Annotated in this window: 24 protein-coding genes and 1 tRNA gene; 19 read left to right on the top strand and 6 right to left on the bottom strand. The window is 60.3% G+C overall.

From position 1 onward, the window contains the following. Window positions 1-22: 22 nt before the first annotated feature. From atpA to AC1DV6_RS14740, 8 genes are all read left to right on the top strand, one after another. Entirely contained in the window at window positions 23-1,576 is a 1,554-nt protein-coding gene (gene atpA, locus AC1DV6_RS14775) for a F0F1 ATP synthase subunit alpha (RefSeq protein ID WP_477978666.1), read from the top strand. Window positions 1,577-1,604: 28 nt separating this feature from the next. Continuing rightward, on the top strand, window positions 1,605-2,483 hold the full coding sequence (gene atpG, locus AC1DV6_RS14770; protein ID WP_477978664.1) for a F0F1 ATP synthase subunit gamma: 879 nt from the start codon (window positions 1,605-1,607) through the stop codon (window positions 2,481-2,483). A gap of 54 nt (window positions 2,484-2,537) precedes the next feature. Beyond that, window positions 2,538-3,956 carry a F0F1 ATP synthase subunit beta gene (gene atpD / locus AC1DV6_RS14765; protein ID WP_477978662.1) on the top strand — a complete coding sequence of 473 codons (1,419 nt, stop codon included), beginning with the start codon at window positions 2,538-2,540 and terminating at the stop codon, window positions 3,954-3,956. Further along, complete coding sequence (locus AC1DV6_RS14760) at window positions 3,957-4,373, top strand: F0F1 ATP synthase subunit epsilon (protein WP_477978660.1); 417 nt, start codon at window positions 3,957-3,959, stop codon at window positions 4,371-4,373. Window positions 4,374-4,460: 87 nt separating this feature from the next. Continuing rightward, window positions 4,461-5,204, top strand: coding sequence for a hypothetical protein (locus AC1DV6_RS14755; protein WP_477978658.1), 744 nt, complete (start codon window positions 4,461-4,463; stop codon window positions 5,202-5,204). A 23-nt stretch (window positions 5,205-5,227) separates the two neighbouring features. After that, entirely contained in the window at window positions 5,228-5,683 is a 456-nt protein-coding gene (locus AC1DV6_RS14750; RefSeq protein WP_477978656.1) for a YybH family protein, read from the top strand. A 41-nt stretch (window positions 5,684-5,724) separates the two neighbouring features. Then, entirely contained in the window at window positions 5,725-6,720 is a 996-nt protein-coding gene (locus tag AC1DV6_RS14745; protein ID WP_477978654.1) for a YheT family hydrolase, read from the top strand. After that, window positions 6,713-7,261 carry a DUF2946 family protein gene (locus AC1DV6_RS14740; RefSeq protein WP_477978652.1) on the top strand — a complete coding sequence of 183 codons (549 nt, stop codon included), beginning with the start codon at window positions 6,713-6,715 and terminating at the stop codon, window positions 7,259-7,261. Before AC1DV6_RS14745 ends, AC1DV6_RS14740 begins: the two co-directional genes overlap by 8 nt. A gap of 40 nt (window positions 7,262-7,301) precedes the next feature. Here AC1DV6_RS14740 and AC1DV6_RS14735 read toward each other — a convergent pair whose 3' ends face one another. Then, on the bottom strand, window positions 7,302-7,823 hold the full coding sequence (locus AC1DV6_RS14735) for a c-type cytochrome (RefSeq protein ID WP_477978650.1): 522 nt from the start codon (window positions 7,821-7,823) through the stop codon (window positions 7,302-7,304). Window positions 7,824-7,910: 87 nt separating this feature from the next. Here AC1DV6_RS14735 and AC1DV6_RS14730 point away from each other — a divergent pair. Together AC1DV6_RS14730 and AC1DV6_RS14725 are read left to right on the top strand one after the other, a co-directional pair. Next, window positions 7,911-7,986 (top strand) — tRNA-Arg (locus AC1DV6_RS14730). Further along, window positions 7,959-8,336 carry an ATPase with chaperone activity gene (locus AC1DV6_RS14725; RefSeq protein ID WP_477978648.1) on the top strand — a complete coding sequence of 126 codons (378 nt, stop codon included), beginning with the start codon at window positions 7,959-7,961 and terminating at the stop codon, window positions 8,334-8,336. The genes AC1DV6_RS14730 and AC1DV6_RS14725 overlap by 28 nt, the downstream gene beginning before the upstream one ends. On the opposite strand, the gene rsmI is transcribed toward AC1DV6_RS14725, so the two are convergent. Next, entirely contained in the window at window positions 8,295-9,215 is a 921-nt protein-coding gene (rsmI, locus tag AC1DV6_RS14720; RefSeq protein ID WP_477978646.1) for a 16S rRNA (cytidine(1402)-2'-O)-methyltransferase, read from the bottom strand. The genes AC1DV6_RS14725 and rsmI overlap by 42 nt on opposite strands. Before the next feature lies 1 nt (window position 9,216). Here rsmI and AC1DV6_RS14715 point away from each other — a divergent pair, with 1 nt between their 5' ends. From AC1DV6_RS14715 to AC1DV6_RS14700, 4 genes are all read left to right on the top strand, one after another. Beyond that, window positions 9,217-9,618: a YraN family protein gene (locus AC1DV6_RS14715; protein ID WP_477978644.1), complete on the top strand. Its 402-nt coding sequence runs from the start codon at window positions 9,217-9,219 to the stop codon at window positions 9,616-9,618. A gap of 87 nt (window positions 9,619-9,705) precedes the next feature. Further along, window positions 9,706-10,305, top strand: coding sequence for a phosphoheptose isomerase (locus AC1DV6_RS14710; RefSeq protein ID WP_477978642.1), 600 nt, complete (start codon window positions 9,706-9,708; stop codon window positions 10,303-10,305). After that, window positions 10,302-10,925, top strand: coding sequence for a BON domain-containing protein (locus AC1DV6_RS14705; protein ID WP_477978640.1), 624 nt, complete (start codon window positions 10,302-10,304; stop codon window positions 10,923-10,925). The genes AC1DV6_RS14710 and AC1DV6_RS14705 overlap by 4 nt, the downstream gene beginning before the upstream one ends. Before the next feature lie 168 nt (window positions 10,926-11,093). Next, window positions 11,094-13,034 carry a PhoX family protein gene (locus AC1DV6_RS14700; protein WP_477978638.1) on the top strand — a complete coding sequence of 647 codons (1,941 nt, stop codon included), beginning with the start codon at window positions 11,094-11,096 and terminating at the stop codon, window positions 13,032-13,034. A 77-nt stretch (window positions 13,035-13,111) separates the two neighbouring features. On the opposite strand, the gene AC1DV6_RS14695 is transcribed toward AC1DV6_RS14700, so the two are convergent. From AC1DV6_RS14695 to AC1DV6_RS14685, 3 genes are all read right to left on the bottom strand, one after another. Then, the gene (locus AC1DV6_RS14695; protein WP_477978636.1) at window positions 13,112-14,038 is read right to left on the bottom strand and encodes an NAD(P)-dependent oxidoreductase; all 927 of its coding nucleotides are present in this window, start codon (window positions 14,036-14,038) and stop codon (window positions 13,112-13,114) included. A 108-nt stretch (window positions 14,039-14,146) separates the two neighbouring features. Next, window positions 14,147-15,283: a PilT/PilU family type 4a pilus ATPase gene (locus AC1DV6_RS14690; protein ID WP_477978634.1), complete on the bottom strand. Its 1,137-nt coding sequence runs from the start codon at window positions 15,281-15,283 to the stop codon at window positions 14,147-14,149. A gap of 126 nt (window positions 15,284-15,409) precedes the next feature. After that, entirely contained in the window at window positions 15,410-16,453 is a 1,044-nt protein-coding gene (locus tag AC1DV6_RS14685) for a type IV pilus twitching motility protein PilT (RefSeq protein ID WP_477978632.1), read from the bottom strand. A gap of 80 nt (window positions 16,454-16,533) precedes the next feature. On the opposite strand from AC1DV6_RS14685, the gene AC1DV6_RS14680 reads away from it, so the two are divergent. Beyond that, window positions 16,534-17,217, top strand: a complete 684-nt coding sequence (locus tag AC1DV6_RS14680; RefSeq protein ID WP_477978630.1) for a YggS family pyridoxal phosphate-dependent enzyme — start codon at window positions 16,534-16,536, stop codon at window positions 17,215-17,217. 59 nt (window positions 17,218-17,276) lie between these two features. Here the strand turns inward: AC1DV6_RS14680 and AC1DV6_RS14675 are convergent, their stop codons facing one another. After that, on the bottom strand, window positions 17,277-17,846 hold the full coding sequence (locus tag AC1DV6_RS14675; RefSeq protein WP_477978628.1) for a DUF3617 domain-containing protein: 570 nt from the start codon (window positions 17,844-17,846) through the stop codon (window positions 17,277-17,279). A gap of 162 nt (window positions 17,847-18,008) precedes the next feature. Here AC1DV6_RS14675 and AC1DV6_RS14670 point away from each other — a divergent pair, with 162 nt between their 5' ends. From AC1DV6_RS14670 to AC1DV6_RS14655, 4 genes are all read left to right on the top strand, one after another. Further along, window positions 18,009-18,467, top strand: coding sequence for a (2Fe-2S)-binding protein (locus AC1DV6_RS14670; protein ID WP_477978626.1), 459 nt, complete (start codon window positions 18,009-18,011; stop codon window positions 18,465-18,467). 17 nt (window positions 18,468-18,484) lie between these two features. Continuing rightward, window positions 18,485-20,761: a xanthine dehydrogenase family protein molybdopterin-binding subunit gene (locus AC1DV6_RS14665; RefSeq protein ID WP_477978624.1), complete on the top strand. Its 2,277-nt coding sequence runs from the start codon at window positions 18,485-18,487 to the stop codon at window positions 20,759-20,761. 234 nt (window positions 20,762-20,995) lie between these two features. Then, window positions 20,996-21,244: a hypothetical protein gene (locus AC1DV6_RS14660; protein WP_477978622.1), complete on the top strand. Its 249-nt coding sequence runs from the start codon at window positions 20,996-20,998 to the stop codon at window positions 21,242-21,244. 213 nt (window positions 21,245-21,457) lie between these two features. Beyond that, window positions 21,458-22,630: a zinc-binding metallopeptidase family protein gene (locus tag AC1DV6_RS14655; RefSeq protein ID WP_477978620.1), complete on the top strand. Its 1,173-nt coding sequence runs from the start codon at window positions 21,458-21,460 to the stop codon at window positions 22,628-22,630. Window positions 22,631-22,678 lie beyond the last annotated feature (48 nt).

The following is a 22,678-nucleotide window of genomic DNA, read 5'->3' as shown; positions in this document are numbered from 1 at the left end:
CTAAAGAAAGAAGGAAAGAGTCATGCAACTCAATCCCGCAGAAATTTCTGAACTGATCAAGAGCCGTATTGAAGGCCTGACCGCAAGCAGCGACGTCCGTAATCAGGGCACCGTTGTTTCGGTGACCGACGGTATTTGCCGCATCCACGGTTTGTCCGACGTGATGGCCGGCGAAATGCTGGAATTCCCCGCAGGTTCCGACGGTCTGCCCACCTACGGTCTGGCACTGAACCTCGAGCGTGACTCGGTTGGTTCCGTGATCTTGGGTGAGTACGAGCACATCTCCGAAGGCGACACGGTCAAGTGCACCGGCCGCATTCTGGAAGTGCCCGTAGGCCCCGAGCTCAAAGGCCGCGTGGTCAATGCACTGGGCCAGCCTATCGACGGCAAGGGTCCTATCAACGCCAAGATGACCGACGTGATCGAAAAGGTCGCTCCAGGCGTTATCGCCCGCGAATCCGTTAGCCAGCCTATGCAGACCGGCCTGAAGTCCATCGACTCCATGGTTCCCGTCGGCCGCGGCCAGCGCGAACTGATCATTGGTGACCGTCAGACCGGCAAGACTGCCGTGGCTATCGACGCGATCATCAACCAGAAGGGTCAGAACATGACCTGCGTGTACGTAGCGATCGGTCAGAAGGCTTCTTCTGTCAAGAACGTGGTGCGCGCGCTGGAACAAGCCGGCGCGATGGAGTACACCATCGTGGTGGCGGCTACCGCTTCTGAATCGGCTGCGATGCAGTACGTGTCTGCGTACTCCGGTTGCACCATGGGCGAATACTTCCGCGACCGCGGCGAAGACGCGCTGATCGTGTATGACGATCTGTCCAAGCAAGCCGTTGCCTACCGCCAAGTGTCGCTGCTGTTGCGCCGCCCACCAGGCCGTGAAGCCTACCCTGGCGACGTGTTCTATCTCCACAGCCGCTTGCTGGAACGCGCCGCGCGCGTGAACGCCAAGTACGTGGAAGACTTCACCAAGGGCGCCGTGAAGGGCAAGACCGGTTCTTTAACCGCTCTGCCAATCATCGAAACCCAAGCCGGTGACGTGTCCGCTTTCGTGCCAACCAACGTGATCTCGATCACCGACGGCCAGATCTTCCTGGAAACCTCGTTGTTCAACGCCGGTATCCGTCCTGCGATCAACGCCGGTATCTCGGTGTCCCGCGTCGGCGGTGCAGCGCAGACGAAGCTGGTGAAGAACCTGTCTGGCGGTATCCGTACCGACTTGGCGCAGTACCGTGAATTGGCTGCGTTCGCGCAGTTCGCATCCGATCTGGACGAAGCGACCCGCAAGCAGCTGGACCGCGGTGCCCGTGTGACCGAGTTGCTGAAGCAAGCCCAGTACAGCCCGCTGACCATCAGCCTGATGGGTGCCACCCTGTTCGCAGTGAACAAGGGCTTCATGGACGACATCGAAGTCAAGAAGGTTCTGGCCTTCGAGCACGGCCTGCACGCTTACCTCAAAGACAAGCACGCAGCCCTGCTGGCCAAGCTGGAAGCCGACAAGGCCATGGACAAGGATGCTGAAGCCGAATTGAATGCCGCTATCACGGCTTTCAAGAAGACTTTCGCTTAAATCCCTCTGACCAGACCAGGAGTCCTCGATGGCAGCAGGTAAGGAAATACGCGGCAAGATCAAATCGGTGGAAAACACCAAGAAGATCACCAAGGCCATGGAAATGGTGGCCGCCTCCAAAATGCGCAAGGCGCAGGAACGGATGCGCGCTGCCCGGCCATATAGCGAAAAAATTCGCAATATCGCCGCCAACCTTGGCAAAGCCAATCCCGAGTACACGCATGCTTTCATGCAGACCAACGACGCCAAGTCGGCTGGTTTCATCGTCGTCACCACAGACAAGGGTCTGTGCGGCGGCATGAATACCAACGTGCTGCGCGGTGTCACCGGCAAGTTGCGTGATCTGCAAACGGCAGGCGTTTCGGCGCAAGCTGTGGCGATTGGCAACAAGGGCCTGGGCTTCCTGAATCGCGTCGGCGCCAAGGTCGTATCGCATGCAACCCAGTTGGGCGATACGCCGCATCTGGACAAGCTGATTGGCCCCGTCAAGGTGCTGCTCGATGCCTACGTCAAGGGTGAAGTGAACGCGGTGTACCTGTGCTACACCAAGTTCATCAACACGATGAAGCAAGAGCCCGTGATTCAGCAACTGCTGCCCCTGTCGGCCGCAGTGATGGAAGCCGAAGCGCAAGCCAGTGGCACCAACCACGCGTGGGACTACATCTATGAGCCCGATGCACAGACGGTGATTGATGAGTTGCTGACCCGTTACGTGGAAGCGCTGGTGTACCAGGCGGTTGCAGAAAACATGGCGTCCGAGCAATCGGCCCGCATGGTGGCCATGAAGGCCGCAACCGACAACGCCGGTAGCGTGATTGGCGAACTGAAGCTGGTCTACAACAAGACCCGCCAGGCAGCGATCACCAAAGAGTTGTCCGAAATCGTGGCGGGTGCGGCGGCGGTTTAACCGCGCGGGCATTGGTCAAGTACATAGTTTTAGATTTTATTTTTGGAGCGAAAAATGGCTCAAGCTAACTCCCAAGTTCAGGGAAAAATTGTTCAGTGTATTGGCGCGGTGGTGGACGTCGAGTTCCCCCGTGACAAGATGCCCGGCATCTATGACGCGCTGAAGATGGAGGGTTCGACCCTGACATTGGAAGTTCAGCAGCAACTGGGTGACGGCATCGTCCGTACCATCGCTTTGGGTTCTTCCGACGGCCTGCGCCGCGGCATGATGGTGTTCAATACCGACAAGCCGATCATGGTGCCCGTGGGTCAAGCGACTCTGGGACGCATCATGGACGTGCTCGGCGCGCCCATCGACGAGCGTGGTCCTGTGGACGCAGCGATGCACATGTCTATTCACCGCAAGCCTCCTACATACGACGAATTGAGCCCATCGCAAGAACTGCTGGAAACCGGCATCAAGGTGATTGACCTGGTTTGCCCGTTCGCCAAGGGCGGTAAGGTCGGTCTGTTCGGTGGTGCCGGTGTGGGCAAGACCGTGAACATGATGGAACTGATCAACAACATCGCCAAGGCGCACAGCGGCGTGTCCGTGTTCGCTGGTGTGGGTGAGCGTACCCGTGAAGGTAACGACTTCTACCACGAGATGGCCGACTCCGGCGTTGTGAATCTGGAAGACCTGCCCAAGTCCAAAGTGGCGATGGTGTACGGCCAGATGAACGAACCCCCAGGAAACCGTCTGCGCGTTGCGTTGACCGGTCTGACCATTGCGGAATCTTTCCGTGACGAAGGCAAGGACGTTCTGTTCTTCGTGGACAACATCTACCGCTACACACTGGCCGGTACCGAAGTGTCCGCGCTGCTGGGCCGTATGCCTTCCGCCGTGGGCTACCAGCCTACGCTGGCCGAAGAAATGGGCCGTCTGCAAGAGCGTATTACCTCCACCAAGGTTGGCTCCATCACATCCATCCAGGCCGTTTACGTTCCTGCGGATGATTACACCGATCCATCGCCTGCAACTACTTTTGCCCACTTGGATTCCACTGTGGCTCTGTCGCGTGACATCGCTTCTCTGGGTATCTACCCCGCTGTGGATCCGCTGGACTCCACCAGCCGCCAGCTGGACCCCAAAGTGGTTGGCGAAGAGCACTACAACACGGCTCGCGCCGTGCAAGGTATGTTGCAGCGCTACAAGGAACTGCGCGACATTATTGCGATTCTGGGTATGGACGAGCTGGCACCTGATGACAAGCTGGTCGTGGCCCGCGCACGCAAGATTCAGCGCTTCTTCTCGCAACCGTTCCACGTTGCTGAAGTGTTTACCGGTTCGCCCGGCAAGTACGTCACACTGGCTGAAACCATCCGTGGTTTCAAGATGATTGTGGCTGGCGAGTGCGATCACTTGCCGGAACAAGCGTTCTACATGGTCGGCACCATCGACGAAGCCTTCGAAAAAGCCAAAAAGGTTGCCTAAATGAACACCATCCACGTTGATGTGGTCAGTGCAGAAGAGTCCATCTTCTCCGGTGAAGCGCGCTTTGTTGCACTTCCTGGTGAAGCGGGCGAGTTGGGAATCTATCCCCGCCACACTCCCCTGATCACGCGCATCAAGCCTGGCTCGGTGCGCATTGAAAAGGCTGATGGCAGCGAGGAATTCGTGTTCGTCGCCGGTGGCATTCTGGAAGTCCAACCCCACGGCGTGACCGTGCTGTCCGACACCGCGATCCGCGGCAAAGACCTGGACGAAGAGAAAGCCAACGAAGCCAAGCAGGCTGCGGAAGAAGCTTTGAAGAACGCCAAGAGCGAACTCGACATTGCGAAGATCCAATCCGAAATCGCCATCATGGCGGCCGAGATTGCTGCGGCACGCAAGTTCCTGCACAAGAAGTAAACACCTCGGTGTTTGCCCAGATAAAGCCGCCCTTGAGGCGGCTTTATTGTTTCTGCCGATACTTGTGGCGTAAAGCGAAAGGGATGAATGGATATCCTGCATGCGTTGCGCGGCCACCGACAAGCGCCCTCTGGCAAGGCAGCACAATCGGTGATGTTGATGGCCGGTGCCACCGGTAGCCTAGGCAATGCGGTATTGCAGCGCCTCGCCGGAAGCGCGCGCCATCCGCTGGTGCGGGTGTTGGCCAAAGAAACCATCAAGCCTGCGCTTGCCAGCGTGGAAATTTCCATGTGCACCAGCGAAACCATAACGAACTGGCCGCTGTGCCACGCTTACACTGGCGTCGTGATGTTCGACCCACCGCGTCTGCACTACCAGCGCGAGCGAGCGCTGTGGACGCCCACACCAGCGCATTTGCCGGAGCTGGCGGCATGGATGCGGCGCTGCGGTGTGCAGACACTGGCGGTGGTGCTGCCGCACGATCAGGGCCGCTTGCCGCTGGCCTTGCAGCAGGGTTTGGCAAATCTGGATGAACAGGCTGTTGCCGCATTGGGCTTTGAGCGCTTGCTGATCGTACGCTCGGCCGTCAAGCCGGCGCCGCAGAAGGCATCGAGTTTGCTGCAGCGGATTGCCAATGGGGTGTTGTCGTCGCTGACGTATTTAGTCCCCAATTCGCAGATGCCCGTGCGGGCCAGCAAGGTCGCCGAACTGGTCGATGTGGCACTGCGCCACTTGCCGCCGGGCATCCATATCGCTTCGCCAGAACTGGTCTGGCGTTGCAGTCAGACGCCAGTGCTGCCACTTGTGAAGGAGTGGCTAAGCGCGAAGTAGCCAAGTTAGCGCAAAATCACCCCATGCCACGCCACAAAGCCACGATGCAAGCCACCCTGGGCGGAACGCCCGACGAAATCGAGACTGCGTTTTACGAAGCCTTGCAAGCCGGAGACATTGAGAAGCTGATGGCATGCTGGGCGGATGAGGATGACATTGTGTGCATCCACCCCGGTGGACCGCGGCTGGTGGGAGCGGGGGCGATCCGCGCAGCGTTTGACGGGATGTTCTCGCACGGCGGCGCTATCAACGCGAAGCCAGAACACATCCGCCGTGTCGACTCACTGGCCAGCGCGGTGCATAGCGTTCTGGAACGCGTCGAGATTTTGTCACCCGAAGGCCCGGTCCAAGCCACTGTGCTCGCGACCAACGTGTACCACAAGACCGCGCAAGGTTGGCGCATGGTGGTGCACCACACCAGCCCGGGCACGCTGGGCGAGGTCGATGCCCAGCAACACGCACCGCAAACATTACATTGACAAATGACCCTGAAACGCGCACCGATTGTGCGTAAGCAGCTATGAATTATGTAGCGCCTCGCTGGCTGCCTGGCGGCAACCTTCAAACCATTTGGCCCGCGCTATATGCCAAGCGCGTGTTTGGTCCGCACCCGCAGTACCTGCGTGAACGCTGGGCTACGCCCGACAACGACTTCATCGATGTCGACTGGCTGCAAGACAAAGCCGACACCGAAACGCAGGGTCCTTTGCTGGTGTTATTTCACGGCCTGGAAGGCACCTCACGTAGCCATTACTCGGAAGCGTTTGCTGACTACGCGCAGACGCACGGCATGCGCTACGCAGTTCCGCACTTTCGTGGATGCAGCGGCGAGATCAACCTGGCACCGCGCGCCTACCACTCGGGTGACTTTGAAGAGATCGGTTGGGTCCTGCAGCGCTTCCGCGTCCAACATACTGGCCCCATCATTGCCGTCGGCGTATCGCTGGGCGGCAATGCTCTGCTGCGCTGGGCCGAAGAAATGGGTGATGAAGCGAGCAAGACAGTGCATAGCGTCGCGGCCGTGTGCTCGCCCATAGACCTCGCGGCAGGTGGTTATGCGATTGGCCGAGGTTTCAATCGGCTGGTATACACGCGCATGTTCCTCAACACCATGAAGCCCAAAGCGCTGCGCAAGCTGGAGCAACACCCTGGCCTGTTCGACCGTGAAGCACTGGTGGGCGCTCGCGACCTCTATGAATTTGACAATGTATTTACTGCGCCACTGCACGGCTTCAAGAGCACGGAAGACTATTGGGCGCGCGCTTCGGCCAAGCCGCATTTGCACCGCATCCGCGTGCCTGCGCTGGTGGTGAACGCGCGTAACGACCCATTCGTACCGGCATGGTGTCTGCCCTCGCAAACCGAGGTGGGCAAGCACGTCACGCTGTGGCAACCCGCCCATGGCGGGCATGTAGGCTTCCCCCAAGGCCCGATTCCTGGCCACGTGCGGACCATGCCGGACGTCGTCGGCGGCTGGTTGGCGCAGCATCTGCCCAAGGAAACAGCACATGGATGACATCGTCCGCCAGGCGATGGCCAAGTGGCCCAATGTGCCGCACTGCTACGGCTGGCTGGGCTTGGACGCGCGTGGCAATTGGTACATGCGCGATGACCCGTCGCAGGCCGCGGGCAGATTCTCCAGCGGCAACAAGGGCGCTAAAGGCAGTCTGCTGCAGCACGAAAAGCTGATCGACTTTATCCAGCGCAATTACGGCGTGGATGAGGGTGGGCAATGGTTCTTCCAGAACGGGCCGCAGCGGGTCTATGTGGAGCTGGAGGCCACGCCCTGGGTCTGGCGCGTCGATGCCAACTTCGCCATCCACAGCCACTCTGGGCTGCCTGCAGACTATCGTGCCGCCTATCTGGACGAGCACGGCTGGCTGTACCTGGAAACCAGCCTGGGCTTTGGGCTGGTGCATACGCAGGACATGGGTTACGCCGCCAATGCGATCGAGCAGTCGCTGTGGGTTCCAGACGCCGTTATGCGTGCCGACCTGACGGGGCGCTTTCATTACCTGACCAGTCCAGAGCAGCAACAAAAAAAGCCGACGGTGTAGTCGGCTTTTTTGTAGAGGGGCTGGCCGCCCCGCCTATGACTTACTTGGCTGCTTCGGCCTTCTTGGGCTCGTCGAACTTGCCGCCGCCTGCATTGGCCATGTAGACCACGGCGCGTGCAATTTCAAAGTCGTCAAAATCGCCGCCCGCTTGGGCGCCCATCGCACCCTTGCCATGCAAAGCGGAATTCAGCAGTGAACTAAAACCGGTCTTGATGCGCGAGCCCCAGGCGCCAGCGTCACCAAACTTGGGTGCGCCAGCCGCGCCAGAGGTATGGCAGGCGGTGCATTGGGCGTCAAACACTTGTTTGCCGGACTTCATTTCACGGTTGGCGTCGCGGATCTCGACCATGCCGACCTTTTGGATGCGTTCGGCCGTGGCCTGTTCCACATTCACTGCGCCAGCGGCAGGCTTGTTTTGCGTGGTGACGAAATACACCAGACCAATGATCGCGAAAATCGGAATCACAAAGGAGAAAAATACCGCCAGCAGCAGTTGCTTGGGGTTTTTGATGGGGCCGGTGTGGTCCTCATCGTGAACGTTGGCGGCAGAGTGATCGCTCATGGTGTCCTCAAATGGTTCGGGCGTGGAATCAGCGGGCAATTATAGCGGGCCCCCTTGGGAAACCACCTACAATGCAGCCTTCGGTTTGCGGCTGTAGCTCAGTGGATAGAGTATTGGCCTCCGAAGCCAAGGGTCGTGGGTTCGATCCCCGCCAGCCGCACCACCTCCCCCTCTACCGTGTCCGACGACTACCAAATGGAAATTCCGCCATCCTTCATGGCGCTGTTCACGGACCCCGGGCGGTCCAAACCCAATGCACCGCGTGAGCATGTGGCCGCCCGCTATGAGCTGTGTGAAGACCTGGCAAATATGTTGACGCAAACCGCGCAGGACATGCAGTTTTCACTGGGAATCGATGAATCCGACGTGCTGCAGCGCTGTCATCTGGGGCTGACCGGTGAAACCTCCGTGGTTGACGCCAAGGAAGCCCAGTGGGTGGTTTGCCGCTTGGCCGAACTGCTGAATTGGCGCTTACCCGCCTTCGCTTCCATTCCCTTTCAGGCTCAAGGCTAGTTCGTACAGCGCGTTGCGCGGCTCGCCGGTGATTTCTGCTGCCAGTTTGACGGCTGTTTTTAGCGGCAACTCTGCCATCAGCAGTTTGAGAATACGCGTATCGCCGCCCGCAGCTGCTGCAACGGGCATGGGATGCAACACCAACGCAAATTCGCCGCGCAGACGGTTCGCATCTGCGGCAAGCCACGCGGTCAAACCCTCGCAGCTCACTGTGACCACGTCTTCAAACTGCTTCGTCAATTCGCGCCCCACGGTCACCTTGCGCTCGCCCAGAACAGCCAGCGCTTGCGCCATAGCTTCAATGCGGTGGGGGGCCTCCAGCAGCACGATGGCGCGGGCCTCCTCGGCCAGAGCTTGTACAGCTACCGTGCGCTCGCCGCTCTTGTTGGGGAGAAAACCGGCGAACACGAAGCCGTGGCCTGCTTCACCGGTCACACCAGCCACTGAGATCGCGCTGGTCACGCTGCTGGAGCCGGGCAGGGGGATTGCGCGCAAGCCCTGTGCATGCACCGCGGCCACCAATCTTGCTCCGGGGTCGCTAACGCCAGGCGTGCCTGCGTCGCTGACATAGGCCACACGCAAGCCTTCGCGCAGCAGCGCGACGACGCCTTGCGCGGCTTCCTCTTCGTTGTGCTGGTGCAGGGCCAGCAACTGCGCACCGCTTTTGTCGATGCCATAAGCGCGCAGCAAGGACTGTGTGTGACGCGTGTCTTCGCAGGCGACGCGATCTGCGATCTGCAACACATGCAAGGCCCGTAAGCTGATATCGGCAAGGTTGCCAATCGGCGTGGCGACCACATACAGCGCGCCCTGCGGATAATGCTGGTCAGCAGCGGCCGCATGGGCGGCTGCCAAGGCAGAGGTAAAAGACGCGCTCACAATGGGTTTCCTTCCTTCCAGATCAGCTTTCAAGCCAATAGCTAAGCCCACGACCAAGGCGCTGGGAGACGCCGCCGAGGACCAGGCCTTGCACTTTTTGCAGGGCGAAGGCCTGAAGCTGGTGCAGCGCAATTATCGGACCCCCGGACGTGGCGGTGGCGAGATCGATTTGATCATGCAAACCCGTGACGGCACTTGCGTTTTTGTCGAAGTGCGGCGCCGGACTTCACAAAGCCATGGTGGCGCTGCCGCCAGCGTCGTCGGCGTGAAGCAGCGGCGTATCATTTTTGCGGCGCGCCATTACCTGCTGCGATTGCGGACGCAGCCTCCGTGCCGCTTCGACGTGGTGCTGGTGGAGCCGGAAGGGCTGCAATGGTTGCAGGCCGCGTTTGACGCGTCCTGATGGCTGCGCCGATACACCGCAAGCGGAGTGTGCCCTTTGTGGGCTGTGGCACGTAACGCGGCGGAGCGTGGGGGTATCATCCGGCCCATGCTGGAACAACGGATTCAACAACACTTCATCGACAGCGCCGATCTGAAGTACCAGTCTGCGCAGGTGCTGAGCAAGCCCATCGGGGACGCTGCGGAAGCACTGCTGGCCTGTGTCACCAGTGGTGGCAAGGTGCTGGCCTGTGGCAACGGCGGTTCGGCTGCCGACGCGCAGCACTTTGCGGCCGAGTTCATTGGTCGCTTTGAGCGGGAACGCCCCGAGCTGGCGGCGATTGCGCTGACCACTGACACCTCCATCATCACCGCCATCGCCAACGACTACGATTTCAACGTGATCTTCTCGCGCCAGGTGCGCGGTCTGGGTTCGCCCGGCGATGTGCTGTTGGCGATTTCGACCAGCGGCAATTCAGCGAATGTGATTGCAGCGATCGAAGCTGCGCACGAGCGCGAAATGGTCGTCATTGGCCTGACCGGCAAAGGCGGTGGCAAGATGGCGCAACTGTTGCGCGATACGGATGTGCATATTTGTGTGCCACATGACCGCACGGCCCGTATCCAGGAAGTTCATCTTTTAACCCTGCATTGCTTGTGCGATGCAGTCGATGCCCAGTTGTTGGGCGACCAGGAAACCAACCCATGAAAATCAAATTCTCTTACGGCGTCAACCTATTGCTGCTTGCAACCTCACTCGCTGGCCTTGGTGGCTGCGTTCCGCTGATGATGGGCGGCGTTGTGATGACGGGCATGGTGGCGTCGGATCGCCGCACTTCTGGCACTGTGGTGGAGGACGAGGGCATTGAAATCAAGGCGGCCATACGTATCCGCGAAAACCTGGGCGACCGCGTGCACGTTAACGTGACCAGCTACAACCGCCAGGTGCTGTTGACTGGTGAGGCGTCCAGCGCGGCGGATCGCCAGTTGGTCGAGCAGGTGGTGGCCAACGTGGACAACGTGCGTAATATCGTCAACGAGCTGGCCATTCTGGGCAACTCCACGCTGACGCAGCGCTCCTCCGACTCCATCGTGACGGGCCGCGTCAAGGCGGCGCTACTGGATGCCAAAGACTTGTTTGCCAACTCGTTCAAAATCGTCACGGAGCGTGGCACTACCTACGTCATGGGCCGCGTGACACAGCGCGAAGCCAACCGTGCGACCGAAGTGATCACCGCACAGTCTGGCGTGCAGCGCCTGGTGCGCGTGCTGGAAGTCATCAGTGAAGACGAGTTGGCGCGTTTGGTGCCTCCGACCAAAGCGAAATAACGCAACACCACCAAGAAAAAGGCCCTGCGGGGCCTTTTTTTCGACTTGCGTTCGTGGCCGTGTGTCTGTCATCACACTTTCACATCAAGTCACCAAGATCCGGCTTCTGCCTTTTCGCAGCGACACGTCTGCGGATCCATGAACCCTTTTCTTCGGAGCACTGTGCCCATGAACGCCCCCCGCGAATTTTCCCGCCGCAATCTTTTGAAACTGATGGGTGGCGCCCCCTTGCTGCCTTTGGCTGGCAGCAGCCTGTTTTTGGCGGCCTGCGGCGGCTCCGCAGCCGCTGCAACCTTCAGCAGCGTGACCTTCAAGTCCATGGCCGCACCCACGCTGGCCAATGCAGCCGCCATGGCCACCACGTCTGTCGCGTCGACGATGACAGTCAACTTCAGCGACCTCACCACGCAGGACTACAAGCTGGCGTACCAGCCGTTCTTCATTACCGGCGACCTGGTGCCGGACGGCAATGGCGGCAAGATTCTGGCGGGCGGCTATGTGGACATCAACCGCCAACCCATCATCGATGCCACGGTGCCCGGCAAAGAGCGCCAGTACTACTCGGACTCTCCAGACGGCACGTCCTTGCTGACAGTGCCGAATGCGAAAGTCACCGGCGTCAAGGGCAACACGGTGTTTGCCGTGGTGCAGTTCGAATACACCACTGCGTCGCAAAATGGTGTCAGCGCCTACGGAACCCTGCCGTCGCCCATTGCCGTGCTGAGCCTGGACCAGGACCCAGCCACGGGCAAGCTGTCGCTGGTGAAGTACCACAACGTGGACACTACCTCGGTCAACGGTCTGTGGATTACCTGCGGCGCAAGCCTTTCGCCCTGGGGCACGCACCTGTCCAGCGAAGAGTACGAGCCCAACGCATTCACTGCCGGGGGCGAAGCGCAGTTCAAGGCCTTCAGCAAAAACCTGTACGGCAACGAAGCCACGGCCAACCCCTACAACTACGGCCATTTGCCGGAAGTCACCGTAAACGCGGACGGCACGGCCTCCATCAAGAAGCACTACTGTCTGGGCCGCATTTCGCATGAGTTGGTGCAGGTCATGCCTGACAACCGCACCGTTTTCATGGGGGACGACGCAACCAACAGCGGTTACTTCGTTTTCGTGGCCGACAAGGAGAAAGACCTGTCCGCCGGCAGCCTGTATGTGGCCAAGGTCGGCACCGGTTTCAGCCTGGACCCCGCCGCTTCGGCCGCCGCTCTGACCTGGATCAAACTGGGTTCGGCAACCAGCGCAGAAATCGAGAACCTGGCCAAGACGCTGAAGGCCACCGACATCATGAACGTCAAGACCAGCGACCCGCTGGATGCGACCTACACCAAAGTCAACGCCAACGGCCGCACCGAGTGGATCAAGCTGGTGCCGGGCATGGAAAAGGCAGCGGCCTTCCTGGAAACGCACCGTTACGCCACGCTGGTGGGCGCATCGATGGGCTTTACCAAAATGGAGGGCACGACCGCCAACGCCAAGGACAAGATTGCCTACTCCGCCTTGCAGAATTGCCAGAGTTCCATGGTCGCAGGCAACGCGCTCAATACCATCGGCAACGGCGTCTCTATCCCCAAACAACTGCTGGCCGGTGCCGTGATGGCGCTGAACCTCACGGGCGGTGTCAAAGACGACAAAGGCGCGGCCATCAACAGTGAATGGATGCCGGTGGACACCAAGGCATTGCTGGTGGGCGAAGATATTGCCTCCGACACCTTGGGCAACACCGCCAACCCGGACAAGATTGCCAACCCCGACAACCTGAAGTTCTCGGAAAAAATGCGCACGCTGTTCATCGGCGAAGACAGTGGGCAGCACGTCAACAACTTCCTGTGGGCGTACAACATTGATACCAAGCAACTCTCGCGCATCATGTCCATTCCGTCAGGCGGTGAATCCACCGGGCTGCATGCAGTGGATGAGATCAATGGCTGGACCTACATCATGAGCAACTTCCAGCATGCAGGTGAATGGCTGGCGATCCACAGCAAGGTGCAGGCGACGCTGGACCCGCTGGTGAAGGCCAACTACAAGGACAAGTTTGGTGCCGCTGTGGGCTACCTCACGGGCGAGGCAACCCAACTGAAACTGGGCAAGGCGGCTTAAAGAGACAGCTCCTGGCAGGATGCCCGGGAGCGTCTAGTCAGTTGGGGACAGCGCTGAAGATCTGTCCCGCAAAGCTATTACCTTAGCCGTTTGATCAGGCTGGAGGTGTCCCAGCGCTGACCGCCCATTTGCTGCACGTCGGCGTAGAACTGATCGACCAGCGCGGTCACCGGCAAGCGCGCGCCATTGCGCTTGGCTTCGTCCAGCACTAGGCCCAGGTCCTTGCGCATCCAGTCGACGGCAAAGCCAAAGTCAAACTTGTCGGCCACCATGGTTTTGCCACGGTTATCAAGCTGCCAACTCTGCGCCGCGCCCTTGCCGATCACGTCCAGCACCTGGTTCATGTCCAAGCCCGCCTTCTGGCCAAAGGCGATGGCTTCCGAGAGGCCCTGTACCAGGCCAGCAATGCAGATCTGGTTGACCATCTTCGCAAGTTGGCCCGCGCCGCTGTCGCCCAACAACGTGAACGCACGGGAGAACGCCATCGCCACGGGTTTGGTCGTTTCAAACGCGGCGGCGTCACCACCACACATCACGGTCAGCATGCCGTTTTGCGCGCCGGCCTGGCCGCCGGAGACAGGGGCGTCAATGAAGTGCAAACCTTTGGCCTTGGCCGCCGCATGCAGTTCGCGCGCCACGCTGGCCGATGCGGTGGTGTGGTCTACGAATACGGCGCCGGGCTTCATGGCCTGAAAGGCGCCGTCGGGCCCGATGGTGACGGCGCGCAAATCATCGTCGTTGCCAACACAGCTAAAGACGATATCAGCAGATGCGACAGCGAGCGCGGGTGTGGCTGCATGGGCATGCGCACCTTTGGTGCTGGGGAACGCCTGAAACTCAGCAACCCATTGGGCCGCTTTGCTGGCGGTGCGGTTGTAGACCGTGACCTGGTGCCCGGCTTGCGCCAGGTGGCCAGCCATCGGGCCGCCCATCACGCCTAGCCCCAAGAATGCGACAGATACAGGAGAAGCGGGTTCGTAGGTTTTGGGGTTGGTGGTGGGCATGGGAACTCAATCAGTTGGGGGCAGAACACGCGCTCAAGCGAGTGGTCCGGTGCGTTTTGCCAGTTGGGGTCAGTGCACATCGCTTCGCGATAGTCTGACCCCAAGGTCTCAGACTATCGCGAAACTTTCGGTACCGGCGGAGAGGTCGGTGGACTTGCCGCGCGCGCTGTTGAGCTTGATCTGCAGGCGCAGGTCGTTCAGCGAGTCGGCGTTGCGCAGCGCGTCTTCGTAGGTGATCGCGTTGGCTTCATACAAATCAAACAACGCCTGGTCGAAGGTCTGCATGCCGGCCTGGCGGCTCTTCTTCATGATTTCCTTCACTTCGGAGACTTCTCCCTTGAAGATCAGGTCGGAAATCAGCGGTGAATTGATCATGATCTCGACTGCGGCGACGCGGCCTTTGCCGTCCTGCTTGGGGATCAGTCGCTGCGAGACCAGCGCCTTCAGGTTCAGCGACAAGTCCATTAGCAGTTGCTGGCGACGCTCTTCGGGGAAGAAGTTGATGATGCGGTCCAGCGCCTGGTTGGCGCTGTTGGCGTGCAAGGTGGCCAGGCACAAGTGGCCGGTTTCGGCAAAGGCTACCGCGTGTTCCATGGTTTCGCGGTCGCGGATTTCGCCCATCAAGATCACATCGGGCGCTTGGCGCAAGGTGTTCTTCAGCGCGGCTTCCCAGCTGTCAGTGTCCAGCCCGACTTCACGCTGCGTGACCACACAGTTCTTGTGCATGTGCACGAACTCCACCGGGTCTTCAATCGTGATGATGTGGCCCCAGGAGTTCTCGTTGCGGTGGTCCACCATCGCAGCCAGCGTGGTCGACTTACCGGAGCCGGTAGCGCCCACCATGATGGTCAACCCGCGCTTGGACAGCACGATTTCCTTCAGGATCTGCGGCACGCCCAAGCCGTCAATCGTCGGCAGGATTTGCGGAATCACCCGCAGCACCATGCCGACCTTGCCCTGCTGGATGAACGCGTTGACCCGAAAGCGCCCGACGCCCGTAGGCGCAATTGCAAAGTTGCTTTCCTTGGTGCGCTCAAATTCGGCGATCTGCTTGTCGTTCATGATGGAACGCGCCAGCGCCATCGTGTGCGCGGCGTTCAGCGGTTGCGGCGACACCTTGGTGACCTTGCCGTCGACCTTGATGGCCGGGGGGAAGTCGCCCGTGATGAACAAGTCGCTGCCATTGCGGCTGACCATCAGCTTCAACAGGTCGTTAATAAACTTGGTGGCTTGATCGCGCTCCATGAGAGCACCTACCTTTCTGAATACGAGTAGTCGGTAATGAGGGCAATTTGCCGCCGGGCCGCCCCAAGGCAAATTAGCCCCTTTGGGGGGCAGCGACCCGTGGAACGGCGGAGCGTGGGGGCCATATTAGCCAGGGAAGTTTTCGGGGATTTTTGCTTTGCCGCGCGCTTCTGCGGGGCTGATCAGGTTGCGCTTGACCAGGTCGGTCAAATTCTGGTCCAGCGTCTGCATACCCACGCTGTTGCCGGTCTGGATCGACGAATACATCTGCGCGACCTTGGCCTCGCGGATCAAATTGCGGATCGCCGGGGTGCCCAGCATGATCTCGTGCGCGGCGATACGGCCCTGGCCATCCTTGGTCTTGCACAGTGTTTGCGAAATCACGGCCTGCAGCGATTCGGACAACATCGCGCGCACCATTTCCTTTTCATCAGCCGGGAACACGTCAATGATCCGGTCAATCGTCTTGGCGGCGCTGGAGGTGTGCAGCGTTCCGAACACCAAGTGGCCGGTTTCTGCCGCGGTCATCGCCAGGCGGATGGTTTCCAGATCGCGCATTTCGCCCACCAGGATCGCGTCCGGATCTTCGCGCAACGCAGACTTCAGCGCGGCGGCAAACGACAGCGTGTGCGGGCCGACTTCACGCTGGTTGATCAGGCACTTCTTGGATTCGTGGACAAACTCGATCGGGTCTTCCACCGTCAGGATGTGGCCGAATTCGGTTTCGTTCAAAAAGTTGACCATCGCAGCCAGCGTGGTGGATTTTCCGGAGCCCGTGGGGCCAGTCACCAGCACCATGCCGCGGGGTTTGAGTGCTAGGTCGCCAAAAATCTTCGGTGCGTTGAGCTGCTCCAGAGACAAGATTTTGGAAGGAATGGTCCGGAACACGGCGCCGGCGCCGCGGTTGTGGTTGAAGGCGTTGACGCGGAAACGCGCCAGACCGTCAATCTCGAACGAGTAATCGATTTCCAGGAACTCTTCGTAGTGCTTGCGCTGCGTGTCGTTCATGATGTCGTACACCATGCCGTGGACCTGCTTGTGGTCCAGCGCCTCGACGTTGATGCGGCGCACATCGCCGTGGACCCGGATCATCGGCGGCAGGCCGGCGGAGAGATGCAAGTCGGACGCCTTGTTCTTGACGCTGAAAGCAAGCAATTGGGTGATATCCACGAATTCCCCTTCTTGATCAGTTGGGGACAGAGCTGAAGGTCTGTCCCGCAATGCATTGGTTTTGGTACGCTAGGCTGATTATGACCATGATTGCCGACAATCTCCAGCATGTCCGCACACGGATGTTGCAGGCGTGTCAGCAGGCCGGACGCAGCCCCGAAGCGGTGCATCTGCTGGCTGTCTCCAAGACCTTCGGTGCCGACTCCGTGCGCGAGGCCCATGCGGCGGGCCAAACGGACTTTGGCGAGAACTACATTCAGGAAGCGGTGGAGAAAATCACCGCGCTGCGGCCCTTGCCGCTGGTTTGGCACTGCATTGGCCCGATCCAGAGCAACAAGACCCGGCTCGTGGCCGAGCACTTTGACTGGGTGCACACGGTGGACCGCTTGAAAATTGCCCAGCGTCTGAGTGAGCAGCGGCCTTCAGGTTTGGCGCGGTTGCAGGTCTGCATACAGGTCAACATCGACGGTGGTGAAACCAAGTCGGGCGTGGTGCCTGATGACGCGTTGGCGTTGGCGAAAGAAGTCGCTGCATTGCCCCGGCTGCGCCTGCGTGGGCTGATGTGTATTCCCGAACCCGCTACGAATTTTGCAGCTGCTTGCGCAGTGTTGGCGGGCGCCAGAGCCCTGTTCGAGCAGTTAAACCAAGAGGGGCTGGGGCTGGATACGCTGTCTATGGGCATGAGCAGCGATCTGGAAGCCGCCATTCAAAGCGGCAGCACCATGGTGCGCGTGGGCAGCGCTATTTTTGGAAAAAGAACTTAGGCCCCACGCTCCGCCAATGCCCCCGAGGGGCTAACCCGCCTTTGGGGGCCGGCTGCGGGTTACTGCTTTGGCAGTGCAATCGGTTTGATATTGCCGCAGTCGTTGCCCAGCCACTTGCCGCGGCTGTGCATGTCCATCTTTTCGGGCTTGCCCTTGACGGTGGTGGTCACTGTCATCTTCTGCGTATAGGCCTCGCGTCCCTGGAAGCTGATCTCGCCCTCGCCGCTGCTGGCGGGTTTGGTGCAGATGAAGGAGTACTTGATCGTGTTGCCCATGCGGGGCGAGGTGGTGTGGCTGCATTCGCCGCGCTGGCCGCTGAAGTCGTTGCGCCCCACCATTTCCTGGGACATGCAAATCTTGGCCGTGACGCTGGTGCCACCGCCAGCGCCCATCTGCACACCCTGCTTGGCCATCATGTCCTGCATCATCTTGCGCTGCTCGGGCGACATTTTGGCCATTTCCTTTTCCATCTTCTGCATCGATGCCGCGATCTTGTCAGCCTGGCCGCCCTCCATCTGGCTGGTGATTTCCCACAGGCCTGCTTGCAGGTTTTGTGCATGGAGAGCAGCACTGCAGATAAGCAGACACAGACCTAGAAGATGACGCAGCGACGACAGTGGTTTTGGCATGGACGATTCCTAAAAACGCCATTGTGGCTAAAGCGGACAGTTTTGGGAATGGGGAAGAACCAGGGGGCCATGGCGCGCACCGAGGGGACGGCAGCACGAATTGGCAAATAGGAGTACATTTTTGCGACCCAACCCCTCGATCACCAGCTCAAGGACACGCCCATGCCAAGCTTGAACATCAACGGAAAAGACACTGCAGTCGACGCCGATCCCTCCACCCCCATCCTCTGGGCCTTGCGCGATACGCTGGGCATGACCGGCACCAAGTTCGGTTGCGGCGCCGCCTTGTGCGGCGCCTGCACTGTGCATCTGGATGGCGCGGCCATCCGCTCCTGCGTTACCCCGATTTCGGCCGCGGCCGGCAAAAAGATCACCACCATCGAAGCCGTTGGCAACGACAAGGTCGGCCTGGCGGTGCAGGCCGCCTGGGTTGCGCACGACGTGGCGCAATGCGGCTACTGCCAAAGCGGCCAGGTCATGAGCGCCACCGCGTTGCTCAAGACCAACAAGAAACCTACCGACGCCGATATTGACGCGGCGATGGCCGGCAACATCTGCCGCTGTGGCACCTACGCCCGCGTACGCAGCGCGATCCACGCCGCCGCCCAGACCCTAGCTTAAACAAAGAGGTACCCATCATGCATTTCAATCCAGCATTCGGTAGCCTCGCAGACCAACTGCCAAAAGGGCTCGTAGCCCGCATGGAGAATGCGCAAGCAGCTCCTGAATCAATAGCGGGCAGCGCGCTGCCGCGCCGCACCTTCCTGAAGCTCAGCGTCGCCTCCGGCTTTGCGCTCGGTGCCTACCCGCTGATCGCGGGCGCGCAAGGTGCGCCGGCCGCAGCCGATGGCCTCAAGCCCTTTCAGCAACCCGGCGCCTTCCTCGCCATCGACAAGGACGGCATCACCACCGTCACCATCAACCGGCTCGAATTCGGCCAAGGCGTGCTGACCGCGCTGCCGATGGCGCTGGCCGAAGAGCTGGACGCCGACTGGAGCAAGGTGCGCGGTGTACACGGCGATGCGGACCCCGCCTATATCGATCCCGCCTATGGCATCCACCTGACCGGCGGCTCCGGCTCCATCGCCCGCTCCTACATGCAATACCGCGAACTCGGCGCCCGCTCCCGCGCGATGCTGGTGTCTGCCGCCGCTGCGCAATGGGGTGTAGACGCATCGACCCTGCGCACAGAAAACGGCAAAGTCATCGGCCCCGGCGGCAAGACGCTGGGCTACGGTGAGCTGGCCGAAGCGGCGATGAAGATGCCCGTGCCACAAAAGGTCACGCTCAAGGAGCCGAAAGATTTCAAGATCATCGGCAAGGCCACCGGGCGTATAGATGCCAAGGCCAAATCCACCGGCATGCAAAGCTTTGGTATCGACATGAAGCTGCCGGGTATGCTGACCGCCGTGCTGGCGCATCCGCCAGTGTTTGGCGCGAAGTTGAAATCGGTGGACGACAGCGCCGCCAAAGCCATCCCCGGCGTCAAGGCCGTGCTGCGCATGCCGACCGACCGTGGTGGCGAAGGCGTCGCGGTGGTCGCCGTTGGCTACTGGGCCGCGAAACAAGGCCGCGATGCGCTCAAGCTGGAATGGGACACCTCGGGCGTTGAGAAAGTCGACAGTGTCAAACAACTTGCCACCTACAAGGCGCTGGCGAAGAAAACGGGCGCGGTGAAGTTCAACGCCGATATGACCCCGCTGGCCAAGGCGCCAAAGAAGATCACCGCCGAGTTCACCTTCCCCTACCTGGCCCACGCGCCAATGGAGCCGCTGAACTGCACCGTGCAAATCACCGGTCAGGGCGCGGACGCCAAAGCCAACCTGTGGCTAGGCACGCAAATGCCCGGCTTTGACGCGATGGCCGCCAGCAAGGTGCTGGGCGTCGCGCCGCAAAACGTTAAGATCAATGTGCAGATGGCAGGTGGTGGTTTTGGCCGTCGCGCCGTGCCCACGGCGGACTATGTGGTCGAGGCCTGCACGATTGCGAAACTGGCAAATGCCGCTGGCATCACCGCACCCGTGCGCGTGTTGTGGAGCCGCGAAGATGACATCAAGGGCGGCTACTACCGGCCCGCGCATGTGCACCGCGCCGAGATCGGTTTTGATGCAAAGGGCAAAGTGCTGGCGTGGGACCACGTGGTCGTCGGCCAGAGCATTGCCGCGGGCACACCGTTCGAAGGGATGATGCTCAAAGATGGCATCGACGGCACCATCACCGAGGGCATGCGCGATCCGTACGAAGTGCCCATGCGTTTGTCTGTGCATCACCCGAAGGACAACGTGCCAGTGCTGTGGTGGCGCAGCGTGGGCTCCACGCACACCGCCTATGTGATGGAAACGCTGGTCGATGAAATCGCCCGCGCGACCAAGCAAGACCCGGTCGCGTACCGCCTGGAACTGATGGGTGACAAGCACCCGCGCCACAAGGCCGCGCTGATGCTGGCGGTCGAGCAATCCGGCTATGGCAAGCGCAAGCTGCCCAAAGGCCAGGCCTGGGGCGTAGCGGTGCACGAGTCGTTCAACACCATCGTCGCCTATGTAGCCGAAGCCTCCGTCACCAAGGGCGTGCCCAAGTTGCATGCAGTGACTGCAGCCGTGCATTGCAACCTGGCGGTCAACCCCAAGACCATTGAGGCGCAAGTGCAAGGCGCGGCGCTGATGGGCCTGGGCACTTGCCTGCCCGGCGCGGCCATCACCTTCAAGGACGGCGTGGTCGAGCAAAGCAATTTTGGGGATTACGTCGTGGCCCGCATCACCGATATGCCCAAGATCACCGTGCATGTCGTGCCCAGTGCAGACCCACCCACCGGCATGGGCGAACCCGGCCTGCCACCGTTGGCGCCAGCGTTTGCGAATGCGGTCGCGAAGATCACCGGCAAGACGCCGCGAGGGTTGCCGTTGAAATTGGCCTGACCCCTGGAAGGCTGGACCTGCGCGCCTTTGTCGGCGCGCGGGTTACCTTGTTTGCTGCGGACGCCTTGCAGGTTTCGGGAGAAACCGCATGGTGCAACATCGCACAGACCTCTTTGGAATTTCCCTACCTAATAGACCAACGACGCAGACGCAAAGTTAAAAAACTAGCCGTATGCACCAGGGGGAAATGGTCCTCAGCTGTGCTGGGGACAATCGTTGGATTGGAGTGGCAGGATGATTGAAGACAACCCATACTTCAAAGTCGTGGATGCCGAATTCCCCAGAATCGGCCAGAAAATCAAGTTGTTCTGGGGGCACCCGGAATTTGTCACGCTGATGCAAGATCTTCAGCATGACTTGGGCGATCGGCCGCGTGCGGGCTTTCCACCGGAAATTCTGTTTGCGCTGCATGAGCTGGAAACAGACCATGACCTGATCTATCCGCATCTGGCGGGCAAGAACTCCGGCATCTGGGGCGTATAGCCCCGCCTTCAAATTTGTAAGAAATCGGGCCGCAGGGCGCGTGGTGAAGGCGTGAGAAGCTATTAAATTTGTAGCATCTCGGACTTGGCCAAGATGCCCACTCGCGCCCTCTGCGCCAACGTGCGCGAACGCACGGATGAATTCCTCGCGTCCAAATAACCTCACAGCCCTAGTTGCCACCACACGCGCGGCATCACCGTGACCGGGAAAAGCATGGACAGATTGCAAGCAACACAGACACATCGGCGCGGGCAGATTTTGGTGAGCCGGATCGGCAAGTGCCAATGCGGTTACCCGATCTTCTTTCGCAACCACCTGTGCCTGCATTGCGGCCGAGCACTGGGGTATGACCCGGAGAAGGCGGCGATTTTTTCTCTGGACGCGGCCGACAACGACGGCGAATGGCGCAAGGCCGGGGCGTCTGCCGGGGGCGCGGTGTACCGCCGCTGTGCCAACTTTTCTGAGGCGCCGCAATGCAACTGGTTGCTGTCGGAAGCGGATAGCGAGAGCAATGCGCTGTGCCGCTGCTGCCGACTCAACCGCATGATCCCGGACCTCAGTTATGTCTCGAACGTGGAGCGCTGGCACAAGGTGGAACAGGCCAAACGCAGGCTGGTCTCTTCGCTGATCGCGCTGGGGCTGCCGGTGGCTTCGCGCATCACCGAAGACACACAGTCTGGCTTGGCGTTCGATATGTTGGCGGATGTAGAGCCGGTGCCCGTGACCACCGGTCACCACAACGGCATCATCACGATCAACCTGAGCGAAGCGGATGACGTGGCACGCGAGGCAATGCGCTCCGAACTGCATGAGCCGTACCGCACGGTGCTCGGGCATGTGCGGCATGAGTCGGGCCACTATTACTGGAGCCGCCTGTTGGAGAACAGCGCCTGGCATGAGCCGTTTCGTGCGCTGTTTGGCGACGAGCGGCAGGACTATGTGTCTGCCCTGCAAAGCTATTACATCAATGGTCCCGACCCTGCATGGGCCGACAACTGCGTCAGCGCCTATGCCAGCGCGCATCCGTGGGAAGACTGGGCTGAAACCTGGGCGCATTACCTGCACATGCTGGACACGATGGATACGGCGATGGGCTCTGGCATCAGCAGCAAACGCAGCGGGCTGCTGAAGGACCCGTTCGACGCAGATGTGCTGTACGCCCTGGAAGGCGAAACAGAAGCAGACGAGGAATTTCTGGCATTCTTTAACGCGTGGGCGGGGCTGACCAGCGTGCTCAACGAGTTTTCTCTGGGCATGGGCCAGCCGGACTTTTATCCGTTCGTGCTGAGCAAGCGCTCCATCACGAAGCTGCACTTTGTGCACCGGTTTCTGAAGGCCACCGATCTGTCCGCAGCCGCCTACATAAATTTACAAACCTGTGTGTGAAGGCGCACGGACGCATCTAGCCCCACGCGGCATTCTGAAGGCTCAACT

Source organism: Rhodoferax sp. P2_H8_2 (assembly GCF_056403235.1).
Note: the sequence above shows the minus strand (reverse complement) of the source record. Positions and strands in the feature narration are given on the sequence as shown.

Coding starts and splice junctions, on each gene's coding strand:
- AC1DV6_RS14660 (WP_477978622.1), top strand. CDS start 20,996: ATGATTGAAGACAACCCATACTTCAAAGTCGTGGATGCCGAATTCCCC.
- AC1DV6_RS14715 (WP_477978644.1), top strand. CDS start 9,217: ATGGGTTTCCTTCCTTCCAGATCAGCTTTCAAGCCAATAGCTAAGCCC.
- atpA (WP_477978666.1), top strand. CDS start 23: ATGCAACTCAATCCCGCAGAAATTTCTGAACTGATCAAGAGCCGTATT.
- AC1DV6_RS14740 (WP_477978652.1), top strand. CDS start 6,713: ATGGATGACATCGTCCGCCAGGCGATGGCCAAGTGGCCCAATGTGCCG.
- AC1DV6_RS14695 (WP_477978636.1), bottom strand. CDS start 14,038: ATGCCCACCACCAACCCCAAAACCTACGAACCCGCTTCTCCTGTATCT.
- AC1DV6_RS14655 (WP_477978620.1), top strand. CDS start 21,458: ATGGACAGATTGCAAGCAACACAGACACATCGGCGCGGGCAGATTTTG.
- atpD (WP_477978662.1), top strand. CDS start 2,538: ATGGCTCAAGCTAACTCCCAAGTTCAGGGAAAAATTGTTCAGTGTATT.
- AC1DV6_RS14735 (WP_477978650.1), bottom strand. CDS start 7,823: ATGAGCGATCACTCTGCCGCCAACGTTCACGATGAGGACCACACCGGC.
- AC1DV6_RS14755 (WP_477978658.1), top strand. CDS start 4,461: ATGGATATCCTGCATGCGTTGCGCGGCCACCGACAAGCGCCCTCTGGC.
- AC1DV6_RS14665 (WP_477978624.1), top strand. CDS start 18,485: ATGCATTTCAATCCAGCATTCGGTAGCCTCGCAGACCAACTGCCAAAA.
- atpG (WP_477978664.1), top strand. CDS start 1,605: ATGGCAGCAGGTAAGGAAATACGCGGCAAGATCAAATCGGTGGAAAAC.
- AC1DV6_RS14680 (WP_477978630.1), top strand. CDS start 16,534: ATGACCATGATTGCCGACAATCTCCAGCATGTCCGCACACGGATGTTG.
- AC1DV6_RS14690 (WP_477978634.1), bottom strand. CDS start 15,283: ATGGAGCGCGATCAAGCCACCAAGTTTATTAACGACCTGTTGAAGCTG.
- AC1DV6_RS14700 (WP_477978638.1), top strand. CDS start 11,094: ATGAACGCCCCCCGCGAATTTTCCCGCCGCAATCTTTTGAAACTGATG.
- AC1DV6_RS14670 (WP_477978626.1), top strand. CDS start 18,009: ATGCCAAGCTTGAACATCAACGGAAAAGACACTGCAGTCGACGCCGAT.
- AC1DV6_RS14760 (WP_477978660.1), top strand. CDS start 3,957: ATGAACACCATCCACGTTGATGTGGTCAGTGCAGAAGAGTCCATCTTC.
- AC1DV6_RS14745 (WP_477978654.1), top strand. CDS start 5,725: ATGAATTATGTAGCGCCTCGCTGGCTGCCTGGCGGCAACCTTCAAACC.
- AC1DV6_RS14675 (WP_477978628.1), bottom strand. CDS start 17,846: ATGCCAAAACCACTGTCGTCGCTGCGTCATCTTCTAGGTCTGTGTCTG.
- AC1DV6_RS14750 (WP_477978656.1), top strand. CDS start 5,228: ATGCCACGCCACAAAGCCACGATGCAAGCCACCCTGGGCGGAACGCCC.
- AC1DV6_RS14710 (WP_477978642.1), top strand. CDS start 9,706: ATGCTGGAACAACGGATTCAACAACACTTCATCGACAGCGCCGATCTG.
- AC1DV6_RS14705 (WP_477978640.1), top strand. CDS start 10,302: ATGAAAATCAAATTCTCTTACGGCGTCAACCTATTGCTGCTTGCAACC.